The sequence below is a fragment of the Neolewinella persica DSM 23188 genome (genome assembly GCF_000373105.1).
GTDB lineage: Bacteria > Bacteroidota > Bacteroidia > Chitinophagales > Saprospiraceae > Neolewinella > Neolewinella persica.
Genome location: NZ_KB890441.1, coordinates 1 through 16,393 on the forward strand (window position 1 = coordinate 1; position 16,393 = coordinate 16,393).

The window sequence follows — 16,393 nt, forward strand, 5'->3', positions numbered from 1 at the left end:
CAAGTGTTGCAGGGTCGCTTCGCTCTGGTTGCAAGTGTTGCAGGGTCGCTTTGCTCTGGTTGCAGGCGTTGCAGGGTCGCTTCGCTCTGGTTGCAGGCGTTGCAGGGTCGCTTCGCTCTGGTTGCAGGCGTTGCAGGGTCGCTTCGCTCTGGTTGCAAGTGTTGCATGAGCATAGCACGACCCAGTTCTGCAACAACTGCAACGGAGCGAAGCGACTCTGCAACGTGAGCGCAGCGAACCCTGCAACGTGAGCGCAGCAAACCCTGCAACGTGAGCGCAGCGAACCCTAAACAATTCTTTGCACCCGCGTCCGCGCCGCAAAAGAGAAGTTGACAACGTTATCACTACGGAGCAACTTAACTACCCGTCTCCAACGTTATTCAGCGAACACCAAGCCACACCAATATGCCCGCGAAACTTCACCAACAAAAAGGCCGAGACCACCGCAAGTTTCGCATCACACCGAATGCCCTGCTGGTGGAACGAAAGTCGCTTGGCCGATTCGACGGCTATAAAATCGATTGGGAAGAAATCGACTTCGACGCCGTGGTGCAGGGGCGTGGATTCGACGTGCGAAAGACTTTTCTGTTGGGTGCCATAATCCTGAACGTCGTCTTCGCTTTCTGGATCGTTTGGCTCCTCTGGACCGGCATCCGCGGCACCTGGTGGTTTTATGTGCCCGCCATGCTGGCTGGACTGGCCTTACTATATCCACTGCTCCTACTCGCTAAACAGGAACGCCTCAAAATCCTCTACGGTGACTCCAATGTTACCTTCTACTATCGCCCGGAAGACGAACAAAGCGTCGACGAATTCATCGCCAGCATGCGCGTGGCCTGCGACCGTTACCTGCGCGAACGATTCCTACAAATCGATGAACTCCTCCCGCTCGACGATCAGGTCAGAATGGTGCAGGGTCTCTACCTCGAAAAACGAATCAGCAGGGAAGACCTGGCTCAGGTAATGGAGGAGGTAAAGATGCGGCGGTTGTTTGAGGAGTAGCGCCTGCGGCGCGTTGCAGGCCAGTCGCTTCGCTCCTTGTTGCAAGGCGCCTACGGCGCGTTGCAGGTTGCAGCTGCCGCATGAGGTAGCTCGCTTCGCTCGTGTTGAGCGACTCCTGTAACGCGAGCGAAGCGAGCCTCTGCAACGGAGCGCAGCGACACTGCAACCCCTGCAAACTGCAACCCCTGTAATAGGAGCGCAGCGAGTCCGCACAGCGACGTCTAAACGATCCTTTGCACCCGCGTCCCCGCCCCAATCCGAAAATCTTCCGGGGAACGCCCTTCCAGCCCGGTAAGTGCCAGCAATCCCGGGGCCTTACCCACTTCCAAACTCCCCAATTCATCATCAAACTGAAGGGCCTCCGCGCCGTTAATCGTGGCCCAGGTAAGAAGGGTTTCGAACGGTAAATAGCTCTGGAACCGGCTGATGGTGCGCAGTTCTTCCAGAATGGATAGCTGCCAGTTGGAGGTCAGGCTATCGGTGCCAACGGTCATTTTCGCGCCCTCTGCTATGAAGACGTCGTAGCGCGGCAGCCGGTTTTCGATATAAAGGTTGGCGTTGGGGCAGGTAGCCCAGAAAATGCCGTTTTGGCCCCAGGCTTCGGCGGTGCGGATGCCTTCCGCTGTAGTGAGGGTATTATGGACGAAGATGGTGCGTTTGGCCGGGTCCATGTGTTCCAGCGCGTGAAAAATGGAGCCTTTACCGATGGGGGAGAAGTGGTCCAGTGTAGCGCCAAAGCCTTTGAAGAAGGGGAGGAAATCGCCATCGCCGGTCAGGAAGAGCTGGTCTTCGGCAATGGTTTCCTGGTTGTGGAGGGAGACCGTTTCGTTGCCGTCGTTCAGGGCGTTGATGTGTTCGTATAGCGGGTTACTGACGGTATAGGGTGCGTGCGGGACGGCGCTTTTAGCGTTGCCGTCGAGCGCGCCCGACTGGCCGTCGTACACCGTTTTGTAGCCGTCGTAGCTGGCCTCGGCACGGTCTGGCTGCATAAAGTCAAACATCTCCACGAAGCTGTAATAGCGGATGTTACTTTTCTTTTTTACCGGTGCAGTATCCAGTTTGTTGCAAATGTCGCCAACCGCCTGGATGCCCTGTTCCCACATGTAGGCGTCGTGTTTTTCGATGGCGGCGTCGATGGCTTCCTGGGCCGTTTCCCGCATACTGATCACGTCGATCAGGAAGGGCAGCAGCGTCTTGCCCGTTTGGCTTTTGCCCACCAGGTGGCTGAGTTCCAGGTGGCAGTGGGTGTTGATAAAGCCCGGGATCAGGATACCGTCGTGTTTTTCGGGCGCGGTCGCAGGTGCAGTGAAGGTTGGAGAAGCAGGGTCCAGCACCGCCGTTATTCTGCCCTTATCGTCGATGGCGACTATGCCGTCTTTCATGGGGGGGGAGGTGATGGGGTAGATCCAGGGGGCGGTGTGGTAGGTCACTTTTGGTCTTTTGTTCTGTTAGTCTGTTGGGGGTGAAGGTACGACGGGCGAAGAGCAACTCGGCTAAAGCCGGAGCTACATGTAGCTCCGGCTTTAGCCGGATAGCTCATTATTTTGACTAATCTATGGCCCGCCATCAGTAGTACTATGAAAAACTGTACGCTCCCCATTAGCCGCAACCATAAATTAGCAAGAAGACGTCATCCGCATTTCGTACCCAAGTACCCCTCAAACAGTTGTCCCCTATATTGCGCCTCCAATGCAAAATGCCCCAAGCGCACCGCACCAGACATCTTATCTCGAAAAGCACAAAAATGAAAAACCTCCTCCTCCCCGTTCTCCTACTGGTGGGCCTATTCTCCGCCTGCCGCCAGGACCCTGCTCCAGAAACTCCCCCAGTACCTGCGCCCGCGCCCACCTCCGAAACAGCCGCCAAATACCGCCAGGCCCCCGATGAATTATTCGGTGACCTCTTCCGCCGCATCCAAATGGAACGCGTCTTCGCCGACGGCAAGACCTTCGTGGACATGGTGCCCAAAGCCTCCGCCACGGAGATCATGAACGCTTTTGCCGCCGAAAAGAATAAACCGGGCTTCAACCTGAAAGCCTTCACGGAAAAGTACTTCGCCCCACCCATGCAGCCCGCCTCCGGCTGGGCCAGCGACGGTACCCGCTCCATCACCGAACACATTACCGCCCTGTGGCCCATCCTGACGCGCAAAGCCGGCGCTGACGAAGGCGCCGCCGGAAGCCTCCTCCCGCTACCAAACGACTACGTAGTACCCGGCGGCCGCTTCCGCGAGGTGTATTACTGGGACAGCTACTTCACCCTCCTCGGCCTGCAAACTGCCGGTAAGGGCGAACTCGTCCGGGATATGGTGGAAAACTTCGCCTATCTCATCAAAGAGGTCGGCCACATCCCGAACGGCAACCGGACGTATTACCTGACACGTTCGCAACCACCGTTTTTTGCCTTGATGGTAGAGGTGTTGGCAGAAATGGAAGGGAAAAAAGTTTACCAGGAGTTTATGCCGCAATTGCTGGCCGAGCATGAATTTTGGATGAATGGGAAAGATGAAGTTGGCCCCAACACAATCGCGAAAAACCACGTTGTTTGGATGCCCAACGGCGCTTTACTCAACCGCTACTACGACGCCGGAGACCGCCCCAGAGCAGAGTCTTATCGCGAAGACGTAATGGCTATCCGGGAGAGTGGTCGCGACAGCCAAACCGTCGCCCGGCACCTCCGCTCCGGCGCAGAATCGGGCTGGGATTACTCCGCCCGCTGGTTTGCTGACGGTAAGAACATCAGCTCGATCGTTACCACGGACATCGTTCCGCCGGACCTGAACAGCCTGCTGTGGAAGTTGGAACGGATCATCTCTATTGAGCATTCCGAGATGGAGGTACAGAAAAGATTTATGGCGACGGCTAATGCCCGCGCTGTGGCGATGGACAAATACCTGTACGATGAGGAGGCTGGTTTCTACCAGGACCGAAACTGGACGACGGGGGAGTTTACCGACTTCCTTACCCTGGCCGGTGTCTATCCACTTTTTGTCGGCCTGACGGACAAACGACGTGCCGCATCAGTTGGCGACGTCATCGCCGAAAAATTCCTGGCCCCCGGCGGTGTCCGCACCAGCCTGGTCGATACCGACCAGCAATGGGACGCCCCCAACGGCTGGCCACCGCTACAGTGGATGACTTATCAAGGCCTGAAAAACTACAACGAAAATTCCGTTGCCGCCCAGATCCGTAAGCGGTGGATGGAAAATAACGAGCGCGTCTACGCCAACGTAAACAAGATGGTGGAGAAGTACAACGTCGAAGATATTACCCTCGAAGCGGGTGGGGGAGAGTACCCGGTGCAGGATGGCTTTGGGTGGAGCAACGGGGTTTATCTCCGTATGGCTGCGGAGAATTGAGTTAAAGGAGGAGGGAATGGGAGAATTCAAGCATTCTCTCATTCCCCCATTCTCTAAACTACAATTTACTGCGGTTCCCCCACAGGAACCCAACACCCGCTAGCGCGATACCTACTGATGTCAGCGTAGCCAGCAGGTTACCATAGAGGTAGAAACCAGTAGCGAAAAGGATTGAGTAAACGGCGATGGCACCGATGAATACGGCCCCGATGCGCAGGGTAAGGTGCTGATCTTGCGCTACGACTGCATCTGCAGGGATGGCTGCAGCTACGGGTGCCCAGCCTGGCCCGGAAGGGTGGATTTTACGGAAAAAGGTCTCCAGGGTAGCGGCATCCGTCGGCGGTGTCATGAAGGTTACGGTTAACCAGCCAATGGTGGTAATGCTGATGCCGAGAAGGAGCTTCTGGTAGTCCAGCAGTTCCGGGAAACCGAGTGGCTCGTAGCCGAATTCGAGGAAGAGTGCTACCGCAAAGGAGAGGAACATGCCGGCAATCTCTGTGTATGCATTGATCCGCCACCAGAACCAACGCAGGATAAAGATGAGGCCAGTACCCGCACCGATCTGGAGCAGGATGTTGAAGGCCTGTAACGCATTGGACAGGGCGAGGGCCAGGATGGCAGCGAAGACCATGAGCAGCACGGTGGAAATCCGGCCAATGCTGACCAGTTCTTTCTCAGAAGCCTCGGGCTTGATGAACCGCTGGTACCAATCGTGAACCACATAGCTGCTCCCCCAATTGAGGTGCGTAGAGAGGGTAGACATCAGCGCCGCGATCAGCGAGGCGATGACCAGGCCCATCAGCCCTTTGGGAAGGTAGCTGAGCATAGCCGGGTAGGCCAGGTCATCGTTAACGACGCTTGGGTCTACGCCAGGGAAGGCTGCCTGAATACTTGCTAAGTCCGGAAATACAACCAGGGACGCCAGGGCAATGAGAATCCAGGGCCAGGGCCGAAGGGCGTAATGAAAAACGTTGAACAGAAGCGTGGCGCCCACTGCGTGCTTTTCGTTCTTGGCGGCAAGCATACGCTGAGCGATATAACCACCACCCCCGGGTTCTGCCCCGGGGTACCAAACACTCCACCACTGCACTGCAATCGGTACGACGAAGAGCGGAACGTATACTTCGGGGTTATCGAAAGAAGGCACGAGGTCCAGCTTGTCGGCCACGTTGGCGTGGGCAAATAATGCATCTAGACCTCCGATTTCCGGCAGGTTCAAGATGTATATTGCTGCCCAGACGGCGCCAATCATCGCGAATGAAAACTGTACGAAGTCCGTGATGACCACCCCTTTAAATCCGCCAATGGCAGAATAAGCTACGGTGACTACCGATACCAGTAAAACCGTTGTTATGGGATCCAAACCCAGCAAAATGCCCGCAATCTTGATGCCCGCCAGACAAACGGTGGCCATGATCATGACGTTGAAAAAGACCCCGAGGTAAATCGCTCTGAATTGCCGAAGGAAGCGAGCAGGTTTACCGCTGTAGCGCATCTCGTAGAATTCAAGGTCGGTCATTACCCCAGAGCGCCGCCAAAGGCGGGCGTAGACAAATACGGTTAGCATGCCCGTCAGCAGAAACGCCCACCAGGCCCAGTTGCCGGCCACACCATTTTTGCGGACAATGTCCGTCACCAGGTTTGGCGTATCCGCTGAAAAGGTCGTAGCGACCATGGATACCCCCAATAGCCACCAGGGCATATTTCTGCCAGAGAGGAAAAATTCTTTGGTGGAATCTCCACTGGAACGGCTAGCGTACAAGCCAATACCCAGAGATACCAGGAAAAATAAGGCAATAATGCCCCAGTCTAGATTTTCGAGTTGCATGAATCTTTAAATGAGTGGTGTGTAGTAGGGGTTAAGGTAGGAAAATAGTCTTGTAGTCTGATAGCCTTGTGGTCTTGTAGTCCACCGCATAAGACAGCCCGTTACGCTCGTAGGGCAAAATGGGAATGAATACAGGGAGGGTAACGAGCGAAGCGAACACCTATTTGCGGTAGACTACCAGACTACCAGATCATGAACATAGATTAAGCTTCGGGCGAAGCTCAAAGCTTAATCTATGTTCATGATCTTGTGTGTTTGCAAACTAACCCGCCACTGCGGATGCGCCATACAGTAAGCCACCGTAGCCGGCGTATTGTCCTTTCCAGCCTCGTCTTTAGGCTGCAGGAAGAAATGGGCAAAATCAAGCCCAACGAATAATTGCGGATGTGCCTGCGGCTCGGATTGTGGGAATACCAGTTTTAGTTCATCACCTTTGGTGACCACCAGGTCTGCATTGGCCTTTGGACTGACGCAGACCCAGTCGATGCTTCCCGGGACGGGAATTGTTCCGTTGGTCTCTACCGCTACCTCAAAGCCGCGATGTTGTAGTTCCCCGATCAGCGGTTCGTCGAGTTGAAGGAGGGGCTCTCCTCCGGTACAAACCACGTAGGGTTTACCACCGCCCGGCCACAAACTTTGCACCAGGTCTGCACACTGTACCCGCGTGTAGCGCCCACCATTTTTGCCGTCGGTGCCGATAAAATCAGTATCGCAAAATTTACACACGGCATCATGCCGGTCTTCTTCCCGGCCACTCCAGAGGTTACAGCCCGTAAAACGTAAGAATACGGCGGCCCGACCTGCCTGGGCGCCTTCGCCCTGGAGGGTGTAAAATGCTTCCTTGACTTTATAGGTACGTTCCTTGGTCATATTGACGGTTTCGGGAGCGCGAAGATACGGAAACGGCAAGATGGGAGATGACCCTGCGTTAGATAGTAGGCGGGGGCGTAGCTTGCCCCCTTCTCGCTGGCGATAATTTTACCGGAAACTTCTGCCCCACCCATGAGCGAAGCGAGCACTCCCGTCTTAAGACCCCTAATGGCCAACACTGCGAAGCAGCCTTAATGCCTTAATGGTTATCCCCCTACCCATAATACCGCCAGTTACCACTTGGCCGTTACCCCAAAACCAAGGTCAATGCCTGCTGAAGAAACGCCACTGGCGAAAGTACGGTAGTGCCGATCCAGCAGGTTCTCCCCCTTCAGGCGGAGGCTCCAGTGGTCGTTCAGGTCGTAGGCTGCGTAGAGGTTGATGGTCCACCACGCAAGGCTGCCGGCGAAGGTGATGTCTTGTTTTAGGGGCGTAAGTTCGAGATTGTCGGCTGTGCCGAGTCGATCAAATTCGAACCCATCGTCGGCACTACCGAATATGGCACCTACGGCGTAATCTTCCGGGGCTTTGGCCAGCTGATAGCGCACACGGCAACTGAGGTTCCAACGTTCCCTGGCCCAGCCCAGGGCCGTTTGGCCGTAAGGTGGTGGGATGTGGTCCTGGGGCAGGTCTAGTATGGAGCCATCGGGCGCCAGCTGGTCCCGTCGCCCACGTAGATAGTGGAAGGCAGAGGTGAGTCGCCAGCCCCGGCCGATGGTTATCCGGGCGTCAAGATCTAAACCGTAGATGCGGGCGCTTTCGGCGTTGACGTTGGTCTGGGCAAAAAGCGTCTCTCCACGGCTGACGAAGGAGGTTTGGCCGTTAGGCAAAGTACCGTTTTGCCGGATGATGGCTTGGTTCAACCAACTGTGGTAGGCCGTCAGCCCAAGTTCAAGGCGGTTGTTAATAGCCCGGAAACGATACCCTGTTTCGAGGGTGTTGGACCGTTCGGGCTGCAACTCTGGGTTGGGAACCTGGATGAAGCCGTTGTTCTCCCGGAATTTGGCAAAATCGTCGATGTTGGGTGCGCGAAAGCCTTGAGCAAACAGCGCTCGCCAATGGTGGGGACCGGACTTGTGGATAAGGCCGAGGGCAGCGGTGGTGGCACCCTCCGTATTTTTGATGCCGTCCAGGTAAGCCTGGGGCCAGGCGATGGGGTCATCGGTGCCGAAGCGGGCATTGAGCCGTTGCCGGCTGTAGCGAAGGCCACCGCGCAGCTTCCATTCCCGACTCAGTGGGTAGGTGGCTTCTGCGTAGGCTCCGCCGGAGGCCAGCCCGGAGCCCTGACTGGGGTAGCGGGTGCTGATGCCGGAGAAGTCCCTGCTTCCATCGTCGATGTTCTGAAGGTAGGCCACGGAGGTCACGGCATCGTATCGGAGGTCGAAGCCGTAGCGCAGAGTGGTGTTGCCCAGTGATTTGGTAAAGTCCGCCTGCAGGTTGGTGGCGTGAACGTCGACCAGGTCATGCTGAGCCTGAGGGTCACCGAAAAGGCGTTGAATGCGGTCTTCAGCTACAAATTGATAAGAGAGCAGATAGCTCGCCAGATCATATAGGGCCGTCGGTCGGCGATCGTCGAGGCGCAGGGCGGCCAGTGCCCGGGTTTGGGGACCATAGTCCCAGCGGGCCCAGCGCAACTGGCCGGCACGGCGTTCGATCAGGGCGTCGTAGCGGGGGATGTCAGAAGTGGTGGAGAGTTGAAAGTTGGCGGATAGTTCCAATCGGTCTTTTAGGCGGAAGCGGAACTTCTGCAGTAGGTTGTACTGGTTGTACGCGGTGCCGATTTGTTGGTTGGGGGCGTCGTTAGGAACCACGACATCGACGCCGTTTTGGCGTTCCACGTATTCCTCACGCAGGCCGAAGTCGGCAAAGCGATCGCTTCTTTGGGCGCCGGCGCGCAGGTGCGAGGTGAAGGTCGTGGAGAGCAGGGTGAGGGAAGCGAAGTTCTCCGCGCTGTACGCCAACCGGACGCTTTGAGCGAAGCTGTGGGCGGCAGTGCCATAGTTGATGGCTCCTTGTCCCTCCCACTTTGCATCCTGCGTTCCCGCCTGATTTCCCTGCCGTCCCACCTTAAACATGGGCTCCTGCGTCCGAAAATGTACGACTCCGCCCAGCGCATCGCTGCCATAAGCCAAGGCTCCGGCACCGTAGATCAACTCCAACCGGTCCAGCGCCAGGGGATCAACGGTTATGGTGTTTTGCAAATGGCCATTCCTGAAAATGGCGTTGTTCATCCGGACGCCGTCCACCACCAGCAATACCCGGTTGGCCTCAAAGCCCCGTACCACCGGGCTGCCGCCGCCAAACTGTGATTTCTGCACGTAAACCCCACTAAGATTCGCCAGGGCATCGGCTGTAGTGAGGCTCTGCGTCCGGGTAATATCGGCTTGGTTAACGGTCTCAATTTGATACGGTAATTCTGCGGCAATTTCATTTCGCCGCCCCACTACCGTCGGCATATCCAACACTGTTTGCCCGCCATCCATCCAAAAAACATAGCCCTCCCTTGCTAACTGACGAAGACTCTTCGAAGATGCTCCATAACCCACGTAGTCAACCCTGATTACGGCATTTAGTGGAAGCTTTGGCGGTAAGGCAAGGTGTCCAAAATCGTTCGTCCTACCGAGGTAAGTGGAATCGGGCAGCAATGTGACGACGGCGTAGGGCAGGGGAGCACCGGCCTCGTCAACGATGCGAAGGGTGTCCTGAGCAGCGAGCCATGACAGGGAGGAAAACAGGAGATAAATAAGGATGAAACGCAAGGGGGAAGCTTTCCTGGTTGGGGTTGAAATTTAAAAAGGTACTGCAAATATCGCTGATATTAAACTAAGGGCGAGGGGCTGTGCCCCGAGAAAACCACCTTCTTTCGGGGCACAGCCCCTCACCCTTGAAGGGTCAGCGAATCAAAGAAAACTGCCCCTCCCGAACCTCCACTTTTTCCGACCCCGGGAACCGGAAGGCCATCCGGTACAGGTAGGTGTCCGTATTCTGGTAGGTGCCGTTAATGGTGCCGTCCCACGCTTCTTCCTGGTTGGTGCTGGTGAAAACCTGCTGCCCCCAACGGTTGAAGATGATGAGGGTATAGCTCTCCGCAGGGCAATTACTGAAGAGACGAAACTTTTCGTTGGTACCGTCACCATTTGGCGTGATCAATTCAGGAACCCGACCTTCGCATTCACAAAATTCGGCGATGTCCAAGCCATCGTACACCAGCAGGGTGGAGTCTCCACATTCGTTGGTTACGGTTACCGGATAGGTAGTCCCAAATTCGGCGGTAAGGGTCCGTGGATTATCCGTGTTGCCATCTTCCCAGCGTACACTTTCTATCGCGAGACTACCCGGGTTGATGATCTCTAGGGTGAAATCCCGGCCATTACATGGATCCTGATCTGTTACGGGCAGAAATTCGGGGAGGAAACGATCATCTTCGGGGAAATCAAAGGCGGGCCGGAGGATGATCGGGCCACAGTTGATGGTCTGGATGAGAAAGGATAGGGTCTGTCCTTCTTTTGGCTTAGGGAAAGCGACCATCCCGTCGGGGAAAGTATCCAGGAAAACCGGAATTGGGCTGCCGACCGGGTTCGGTCGGGAAATGACGACAATGACTTCTTCCACGTTGAGGGTTATCCCCAGGTCTGCCAAACAGTAAACGCCTTCACAGCCCCGGTCTTCTGATCCCGTAAGCGTAGGGTTCGTAGCCGTACTTTCGTAACGCACCTCCCAGCATTCGATCACCGGCGAACATTCCTGGGTGATGGTGACGCAGTAAGTACCGGCTGCGGAAACTGACAGGGTGTCGGCCCTGCTACCGTCTGACCAACTGTAGGTCAGGCCTGTCTCTCTTGGGCGCAGGGTAAGGGGTGAGGTATCACAGCCATAAACGGTGTCTGGTGTCAAGCGTATGGTGTCGGGCACGGGAGGAATGGCAAAAATGGCATCCACGTAGTTTGGTAATGTCTGGGGCTGAAACGGGGTGGGGCCGTTCTGCTCGAACGGTACGAGGTACCGATTAACGGACGGTTCGGGGCTGGATACACAATTGATCTCACTAAGGCCGTAAAGCGATCGTTCTTGATTGTCCGGAAAGAGGGTCTGTTCGATAAAATAAATATTGCCGTTGGGGCCGATTTGGAACGGCGCGGTGGCAATCACAATACGATCAGTGGCAGTGCGTAACCTTTCGATGGCCTGGGTCGTGAAGTTGCTGAGGTCGTACCGGACGATGATCTCTCCAAGAACCGGCCGGTCTTCGGTGGCGTAAAGGAACCGGCTGTCGGGGGTAAAACAAGCTGCCTGGGCGGTGACGCCGGGAAACTCAGCCAGTTCGGCCCCGATGGCTCCAGTGGCGTTGTCGAAAGCAAAAAGGATTCCCCGGTGAAAAAGCATACTGCCATCCGGGGAGAATTCTAATTTTCCGCCTACTGGCCGGGTAGGATATTCAACGGGAGGACCAACGCCGGTGGAGGTAAGGGGAACGACGACGAACAGTGGATTGATGCTGTTGGCATTGTGGCAAATGATCCAGTAGCCCGTGCCATCGGCCATTGGTGTTGCGTCGAGGGCTTCGTAGGCAGGAACGTAGACGCGCTGATCGGCGGTACGTACGCCACCGAGGCCTCCGTTCAGATTCATATCAATAATAAAGTAGGAGAGTCCCCGCCCCAGGGGCTGGCTGGCTACAATACTGTCGCGGTTAAATTCGGTCTCTTCCATCGTGAAGAGGTAATAAATTCCTCGTTCACCAGAAGGGGCGGGCATGGCAATGGCACTTTGACGGGCACTGAAACCACCACCTTCGAGGCCACGCATGTCATACATAACTTCATGGTTACGATTCCAGATGATACCTGTATTTTGTATCAGGTCCGGATCCGTTCCTGCCGGGCTGACCCGTCCACCACCATTGGTGTAGAACAGTAGATTGCCGGAAGTGTCACTCATCGAAACGACACCTTCGAAGCCGTCCATGGCCGAAGGTGGATTAAGTACCGGAGAACCGGAAGCAAAACTGACGGCCAGCTCTTGCCCAAAATGCCAGTGTTCCGCCTGGCGAGCCTGGGCGGTAAGCGTGGTCGACGCTAACGCAAGAATAAGGGTACAAAAAGGGAGGACTACACGCATTTCATTGAGACTAAACTATACCCTAACGCCTTCGTCTCCCAGGTCGGGAACGGCATTTTCGGTGGGCATTTCCGGAAGGCCTTCTTCAGTTTCTTCCTTTTCTTTCCGGAAAACGAAAGGGAGCATGATAAACATCCCCGCCATAATGGCCATGTCGGCTACGTTGAATATACCCGTTTGGAGTTTGTCCGTCAGCTGAATGTGGAGCATATCAACTACGTGGCCGTGAATCAAACGATCAATGATGTTACTTAATCCTCCACCAACGATGAGTGCCAGCGCTACCGTTTGCCAGCCGTTAAGTTTGCGCTCCCGGAAAATAAAAACCAGTAAACCGACGAGCAGCAGGGCGGGTAGCGCATTGAGCAGAATTGGCTTCAGCCAGGGCCCGAGGTCTTCTCCCAGGGAGAGAAAGGCACCGGTGTTGGTGGCAAAAGTCAGATTGAAAAGGTCACCAAAGTAGTAAATCGGCGGTTCGCCTTTCAAGTGCTCGATGGCGAGCTGTTTGGTCCATTGATCGAGACCAACAGTAAGGGCCACTGCGGTTCCTACGGCAATTAGTCGTGACTTAAAATCTTTCATTCGTGGAAATTATTACTAGATCGCCGGAGGCGTGGAATGGCTTTAAACCGGTTTGCAGATGGGAAACGAGTTGGTTGCCCATTATGCTGTTTACTTTACGGAGAAAATATCGGCGAGTTTTTGTTCCAGCGCGGCTCCACGCAGGTTACGAGCGATGATTTTTCCTTCTTCGTCGAGCAACACCGTTTGTGGAATACTGGAAACGCCATAAAGGCGGCCATACTCGCTCTGCCAGCCCTTGAGGTCGGAGATGTGTAACCAGGTAAGTTTATCATCGGCAATGGCTTTCACCCAGCGGTCCTTGGTTTTATCGAGGCTGACACCAAGGATCTCAAAGCCTTTTTCTTTATACTTATCGTACAGTTTAACCACGTTGGGGTTCTCCCGGCGGCAGGGGCCGCACCAGCTGGCCCAGAAGTCCAGCAAGACTACTTTGCCACGCAGGCTTTCCAGGCTGATGGTTTCCCCCTCAGGGTTAGGGCCGGCAAAAAGCGGGGCTTCCACACCCGTAGAGAAAGTGCGCATGGTGGCTGCCTGAGCAGCTACCTTCGCAGTAACTTTTGGATGGTCAGCTTTGAACTGCTCAACGATGGCGTCGGCCAGTTTGACGGTGGCGGGGTGCTTCTTCTGGGAGAGGGCGGCGAAGCCGCCCGTCATGGCAAACAACCGTGCGCGGCTACCTTCCGGCCACTGGTTGTACACTGCCATCAGGATGTCGGCAAGCTGTTCATTATTGACGGCTGCTGCCAGCGTGTTGGCGAAGTTGCGGTTGCCTTCATAGGTCCAGGGCAGGTCTCCGTAACCAGCGTCCTGAAAATTGACAAATTGAAAGTAGGTATTCACGAAGTAATCCAGTTCCGTCTGGTACTTACCATTGTTCTCGTTGAGGAACGTCAGGTAGGTATTGAGGGTAGCTACTTTTCCGAGGACGGGATAGGCCGCGGTGGTCTTCTCAATCAGCGTTCGCTTTCTTTCGTCCAGGTTAGCGAGGGCGGCAAGTTGCTGCTCCATAATTTTGCTGTCCTGCTTGGCAGCGGCGGCCTGGTACGTGCGCATACCGTTGCTAAAGTCACGATTATGAGCCTGAAAGGTTAGTTTCAACTCCTGGTAGGCTTCATTGATCTCCGAGTTTGGCGTCTTCGCCTGTTTGAACTGGCCGCAGGTGCCGGTGATGGTCAGCGTATCCGCTCCCCCGACAACTACTGGAAGAACGTCACTGGTCCGGCTACCGATGTAGCGAAAAACGGGGCCGTCAGGGACGGCTATTTCCGTAGCCCACTCACCGGTTTTGGTGGACGTTAGCGGCTTCACGACGTCGAAGTCAATACCGTTAAAGGCGTAAAGGTAGACGGCCTGACAACCGTTAGCTTCTACGACGATGTTGGTCTGCTGGCCGGAAATGGAAAGCGAAAACAATAAAGAAAGGAGGATGGATAGATATTTCATTAGCACAAAATTACGAAATTGAGGCGGTCTGGTTAGCCAAATTATAGTCATGAAGGAGCCGTAGAGCGATAAAACGGGGCCGTTGGCCGATTTTTCAACGGGTATCTTGCCGATATAAACAACCGATGGCGGCTGCGATAGGTTTAAGTATGCAGATGTCAGTGTTCAGGTATCAGTGTTTAGGATTCAGTATTTAGCAATCAAGAATCATCAATCAATAATTAATCATCACCAATCAACAATTACATGTCCAGTCCCCGCTCTCCTTTTGATCGTTCTCCGCTCGGCGGTATTGGTGGCTTCATCGTCGGCCTGATTATTCTGTACGCCCTCTTTAAACTGGCTGGGGTGTTTTTCAGTATACTCTGGTGGGCAGGGCCTTTTATTTTTATTGCCTCGCTGATCGTTGACCACAAGGTCTTCCTGGGCTACGTTGGCAGCCTTAAGCGGCTTTTTCAGCGCAATTGGCTCCTGGGTCTTGCTTTTGGTGTATTAAGTCTGGTACTTTATCCTTTGGTCTCTGCTTACTTGTTAGGCATGGCATTGTTCAAAAAGAAGCTTAAAGAAAAGGCTACGGAAGCGGACGTACGTCGCAATGGAGAATGGGCCGACTTTGAAGAGGTTCCGGAAGAGCCGATGGACCTCGACATCGATTATGAAGAACTGCCTCCGGCACCGGAACCCCAGTTGCGCAGGGATAAGGGAGATACGGAGTATGATGAGTTGTTTGAGTAGCCCCTCTCCCAAAGCGCTGGAACTGACGTAAAGGACAAAAGTTATCCTCTTCGCCTGTCGAAGCTGACACTCGAATTCAACGTGGCAGCCTTGTCCCAATACCTTTCCACGAGGTGGGGGATAGTTAGGGACTGTCCGTTTTAACTTTCAAAATTCTCCCTCATCGAAGGTTGGCTACTGTATCCCTGTATCGCCCTGGCGCTGGCTTATGTTGGTTGGCAGGGTCGTAATTACTGGTATTGGCGTAAGGCCATTGGCATAAATCCAGTAGAAAAAAGCAAGTCCATTCCTTCCATTGCGGTGCTCATCCCCTTCCGGAATGAGGCAAAGAACCTGCCGGCTTTGCTCAGGTCATTGCAGGCACAGGACTACCCGGTGGAAGCGTTTGAAGTGGTCTTCATCGACGACCATTCGGAGGACGCAGGGGTGGAGGTGCTGGCTGCGTTGTTGCCACTGGAGTTGGGCGGCGTCCCGGTATCCACTAAAGCCTCGTCGGGGCTACCTGCTTTTTCAGCAGAAGGCGGGGCCGCAGGTGCAGAGGAAGCGTTAAAGGAGCCAGGCAGGCTAAAGGTTCGCCTGCTTTCTCTGGCCGATCACTTAGCTGGCCGCACGGTAGTGGCTCACAAAAAGGAGGCGCTGGCCTACGCCATTGGCCTGTCAAAGGCAGAATTGATATTAACGACCGACGCAGATTGCCAGCTCCCCCCCGATCTTCTTACCCGGGTAGCCGGGGCGTTTACGCCAACGACGGATGTTGTACTGGGCCCGGTACTGATCGGTGGCGGAGATGGACTGTTGCATGCTTTTCAGGCCCTTGATCTGGCTGGCTATCAATTGTATACGGCGGCGATGGTCGCCGGCGGAGCGCCGGGGCTGGCCAACGGAGCGTGTTTGGCCTTCCGGCGGCAGCGATTTATGGAGGCTGGTGGATACGCCGGGGTCGATCATTTGCCTTCGGGAGATGATGTGCTTCTGCTACATAAATTTAATCAGGCTGGTTTTCGGTCTTCCTGGGTGCCCGGTCGGGTACCGGTCCGTACCCGGGTAGTTGCGGGCTACCGGGCATTTTGGCGACAGCGGTTACGTTGGGCGGGGAAGGCGGGCAGCTATGTTCACCCCGGACTAAAATTTGGGCAGGCACTGGCTTATTTAACCTCGCTGGCCATCCTCCTGGCTATTTTTATCTCTCCCCTGCACCTGCGGCCGCGCCTGGTCCTCCTTCTCTTCGGTACCAAAATTATTGTTGACTACCTATTGTTGCGCAGCGTAACCCGGTACTACGGGCAAGGGCACCTATTGAGGTGGTATTTCGCCGTGGCCTTGCTTTACCCTTTCTACCTGGTTGCGGTAGGGACAGCGGCGCTGCTGGGCGTGAAGGCGGGGTGGAAGGGGAGGGGACAGTAAAACTGTTTTCTCACCCTGTAGCCGATGAAAACGATATTTGGCCAGGCGTA

At 55.1% G+C, this 16,393-nt stretch carries 11 protein-coding genes; 4 read left to right on the forward strand and 7 right to left on the reverse strand.

Annotated features, from left to right (window positions below; genetic code table 11):
• The first annotated feature begins 405 nt into the window (after window positions 1-405).
• Window positions 406-1,002 (forward strand): hypothetical protein, encoded by a 597-nt coding sequence (locus B036_RS0117395; protein WP_020570012.1) that lies wholly within the window; start codon window positions 406-408, stop codon window positions 1,000-1,002.
• 221 nt (window positions 1,003-1,223) lie between these two features.
• On the opposite strand, the gene B036_RS0117400 is transcribed toward B036_RS0117395, so the two are convergent.
• Window positions 1,224-2,432, reverse strand: a complete 1,209-nt coding sequence (locus tag B036_RS0117400; protein WP_245557484.1) for an amidohydrolase family protein — start codon at window positions 2,430-2,432, stop codon at window positions 1,224-1,226.
• A 314-nt stretch (window positions 2,433-2,746) separates the two neighbouring features.
• Between B036_RS0117400 and treF the strand changes: the two genes are divergently transcribed.
• On the forward strand, window positions 2,747-4,360 hold the full coding sequence (treF, locus tag B036_RS0117405; RefSeq protein WP_020570014.1) for an alpha,alpha-trehalase TreF: 1,614 nt from the start codon (window positions 2,747-2,749) through the stop codon (window positions 4,358-4,360).
• Window positions 4,361-4,418: 58 nt separating this feature from the next.
• Here the strand turns inward: treF and B036_RS0117410 are convergent, their stop codons facing one another.
• From B036_RS0117410 to B036_RS32285, 6 genes are all read right to left on the reverse strand, one after another.
• Window positions 4,419-6,188 (reverse strand): sodium:solute symporter family protein, encoded by a 1,770-nt coding sequence (locus B036_RS0117410; RefSeq protein ID WP_020570015.1) that lies wholly within the window; start codon window positions 6,186-6,188, stop codon window positions 4,419-4,421.
• A 228-nt stretch (window positions 6,189-6,416) separates the two neighbouring features.
• Window positions 6,417-7,058, reverse strand: coding sequence for a 7-carboxy-7-deazaguanine synthase (gene queE, locus B036_RS0117415; RefSeq protein ID WP_020570016.1), 642 nt, complete (start codon window positions 7,056-7,058; stop codon window positions 6,417-6,419).
• A gap of 233 nt (window positions 7,059-7,291) precedes the next feature.
• Window positions 7,292-9,817 carry a TonB-dependent receptor gene (locus tag B036_RS0117425; protein ID WP_020570017.1) on the reverse strand — a complete coding sequence of 842 codons (2,526 nt, stop codon included), beginning with the start codon at window positions 9,815-9,817 and terminating at the stop codon, window positions 7,292-7,294.
• 133 nt (window positions 9,818-9,950) lie between these two features.
• Window positions 9,951-12,176: a T9SS C-terminal target domain-containing protein gene (locus B036_RS0117430; RefSeq protein ID WP_020570018.1), complete on the reverse strand. Its 2,226-nt coding sequence runs from the start codon at window positions 12,174-12,176 to the stop codon at window positions 9,951-9,953.
• Window positions 12,177-12,191: 15 nt separating this feature from the next.
• Complete coding sequence (gene lspA, locus B036_RS0117435) at window positions 12,192-12,758, reverse strand: signal peptidase II (protein ID WP_020570019.1); 567 nt, start codon at window positions 12,756-12,758, stop codon at window positions 12,192-12,194.
• 90 nt (window positions 12,759-12,848) lie between these two features.
• Entirely contained in the window at window positions 12,849-14,204 is a 1,356-nt protein-coding gene (locus B036_RS32285; RefSeq protein WP_020570020.1) for a TlpA family protein disulfide reductase, read from the reverse strand.
• A 246-nt stretch (window positions 14,205-14,450) separates the two neighbouring features.
• Between B036_RS32285 and B036_RS0117445 the strand changes: the two genes are divergently transcribed.
• The gene (locus B036_RS0117445; RefSeq protein WP_020570021.1) at window positions 14,451-14,939 is read left to right on the forward strand and encodes a hypothetical protein; all 489 of its coding nucleotides are present in this window, start codon (window positions 14,451-14,453) and stop codon (window positions 14,937-14,939) included.
• Window positions 14,940-15,239: 300 nt separating this feature from the next.
• Complete coding sequence (locus tag B036_RS0117450; protein ID WP_020570022.1) at window positions 15,240-16,343, forward strand: glycosyltransferase; 1,104 nt, start codon at window positions 15,240-15,242, stop codon at window positions 16,341-16,343.
• The last annotated feature ends 50 nt before the right edge of the window (window positions 16,344-16,393 follow it).

Bases quoted from the DNA above. Each gene is read 5' to 3' on its own strand.
- B036_RS0117410 (WP_020570015.1), bottom strand. From the start codon at position 6,188: ATGCAACTCGAAAATCTAGACTGGGGCATTATTGCCTTATTTTTCCTG.
- lspA (WP_020570019.1), bottom strand. From the start codon at position 12,758: ATGAAAGATTTTAAGTCACGACTAATTGCCGTAGGAACCGCAGTGGCC.
- B036_RS0117430 (WP_020570018.1), bottom strand. From the start codon at position 12,176: ATGCGTGTAGTCCTCCCTTTTTGTACCCTTATTCTTGCGTTAGCGTCG.
- treF (WP_020570014.1), top strand. From the start codon at position 2,747: ATGAAAAACCTCCTCCTCCCCGTTCTCCTACTGGTGGGCCTATTCTCC.
- B036_RS0117395 (WP_020570012.1), top strand. From the start codon at position 406: ATGCCCGCGAAACTTCACCAACAAAAAGGCCGAGACCACCGCAAGTTT.
- queE (WP_020570016.1), bottom strand. From the start codon at position 7,058: ATGACCAAGGAACGTACCTATAAAGTCAAGGAAGCATTTTACACCCTC.
- B036_RS32285 (WP_020570020.1), bottom strand. From the start codon at position 14,204: ATGAAATATCTATCCATCCTCCTTTCTTTATTGTTTTCGCTTTCCATT.
- B036_RS0117445 (WP_020570021.1), top strand. From the start codon at position 14,451: ATGTCCAGTCCCCGCTCTCCTTTTGATCGTTCTCCGCTCGGCGGTATT.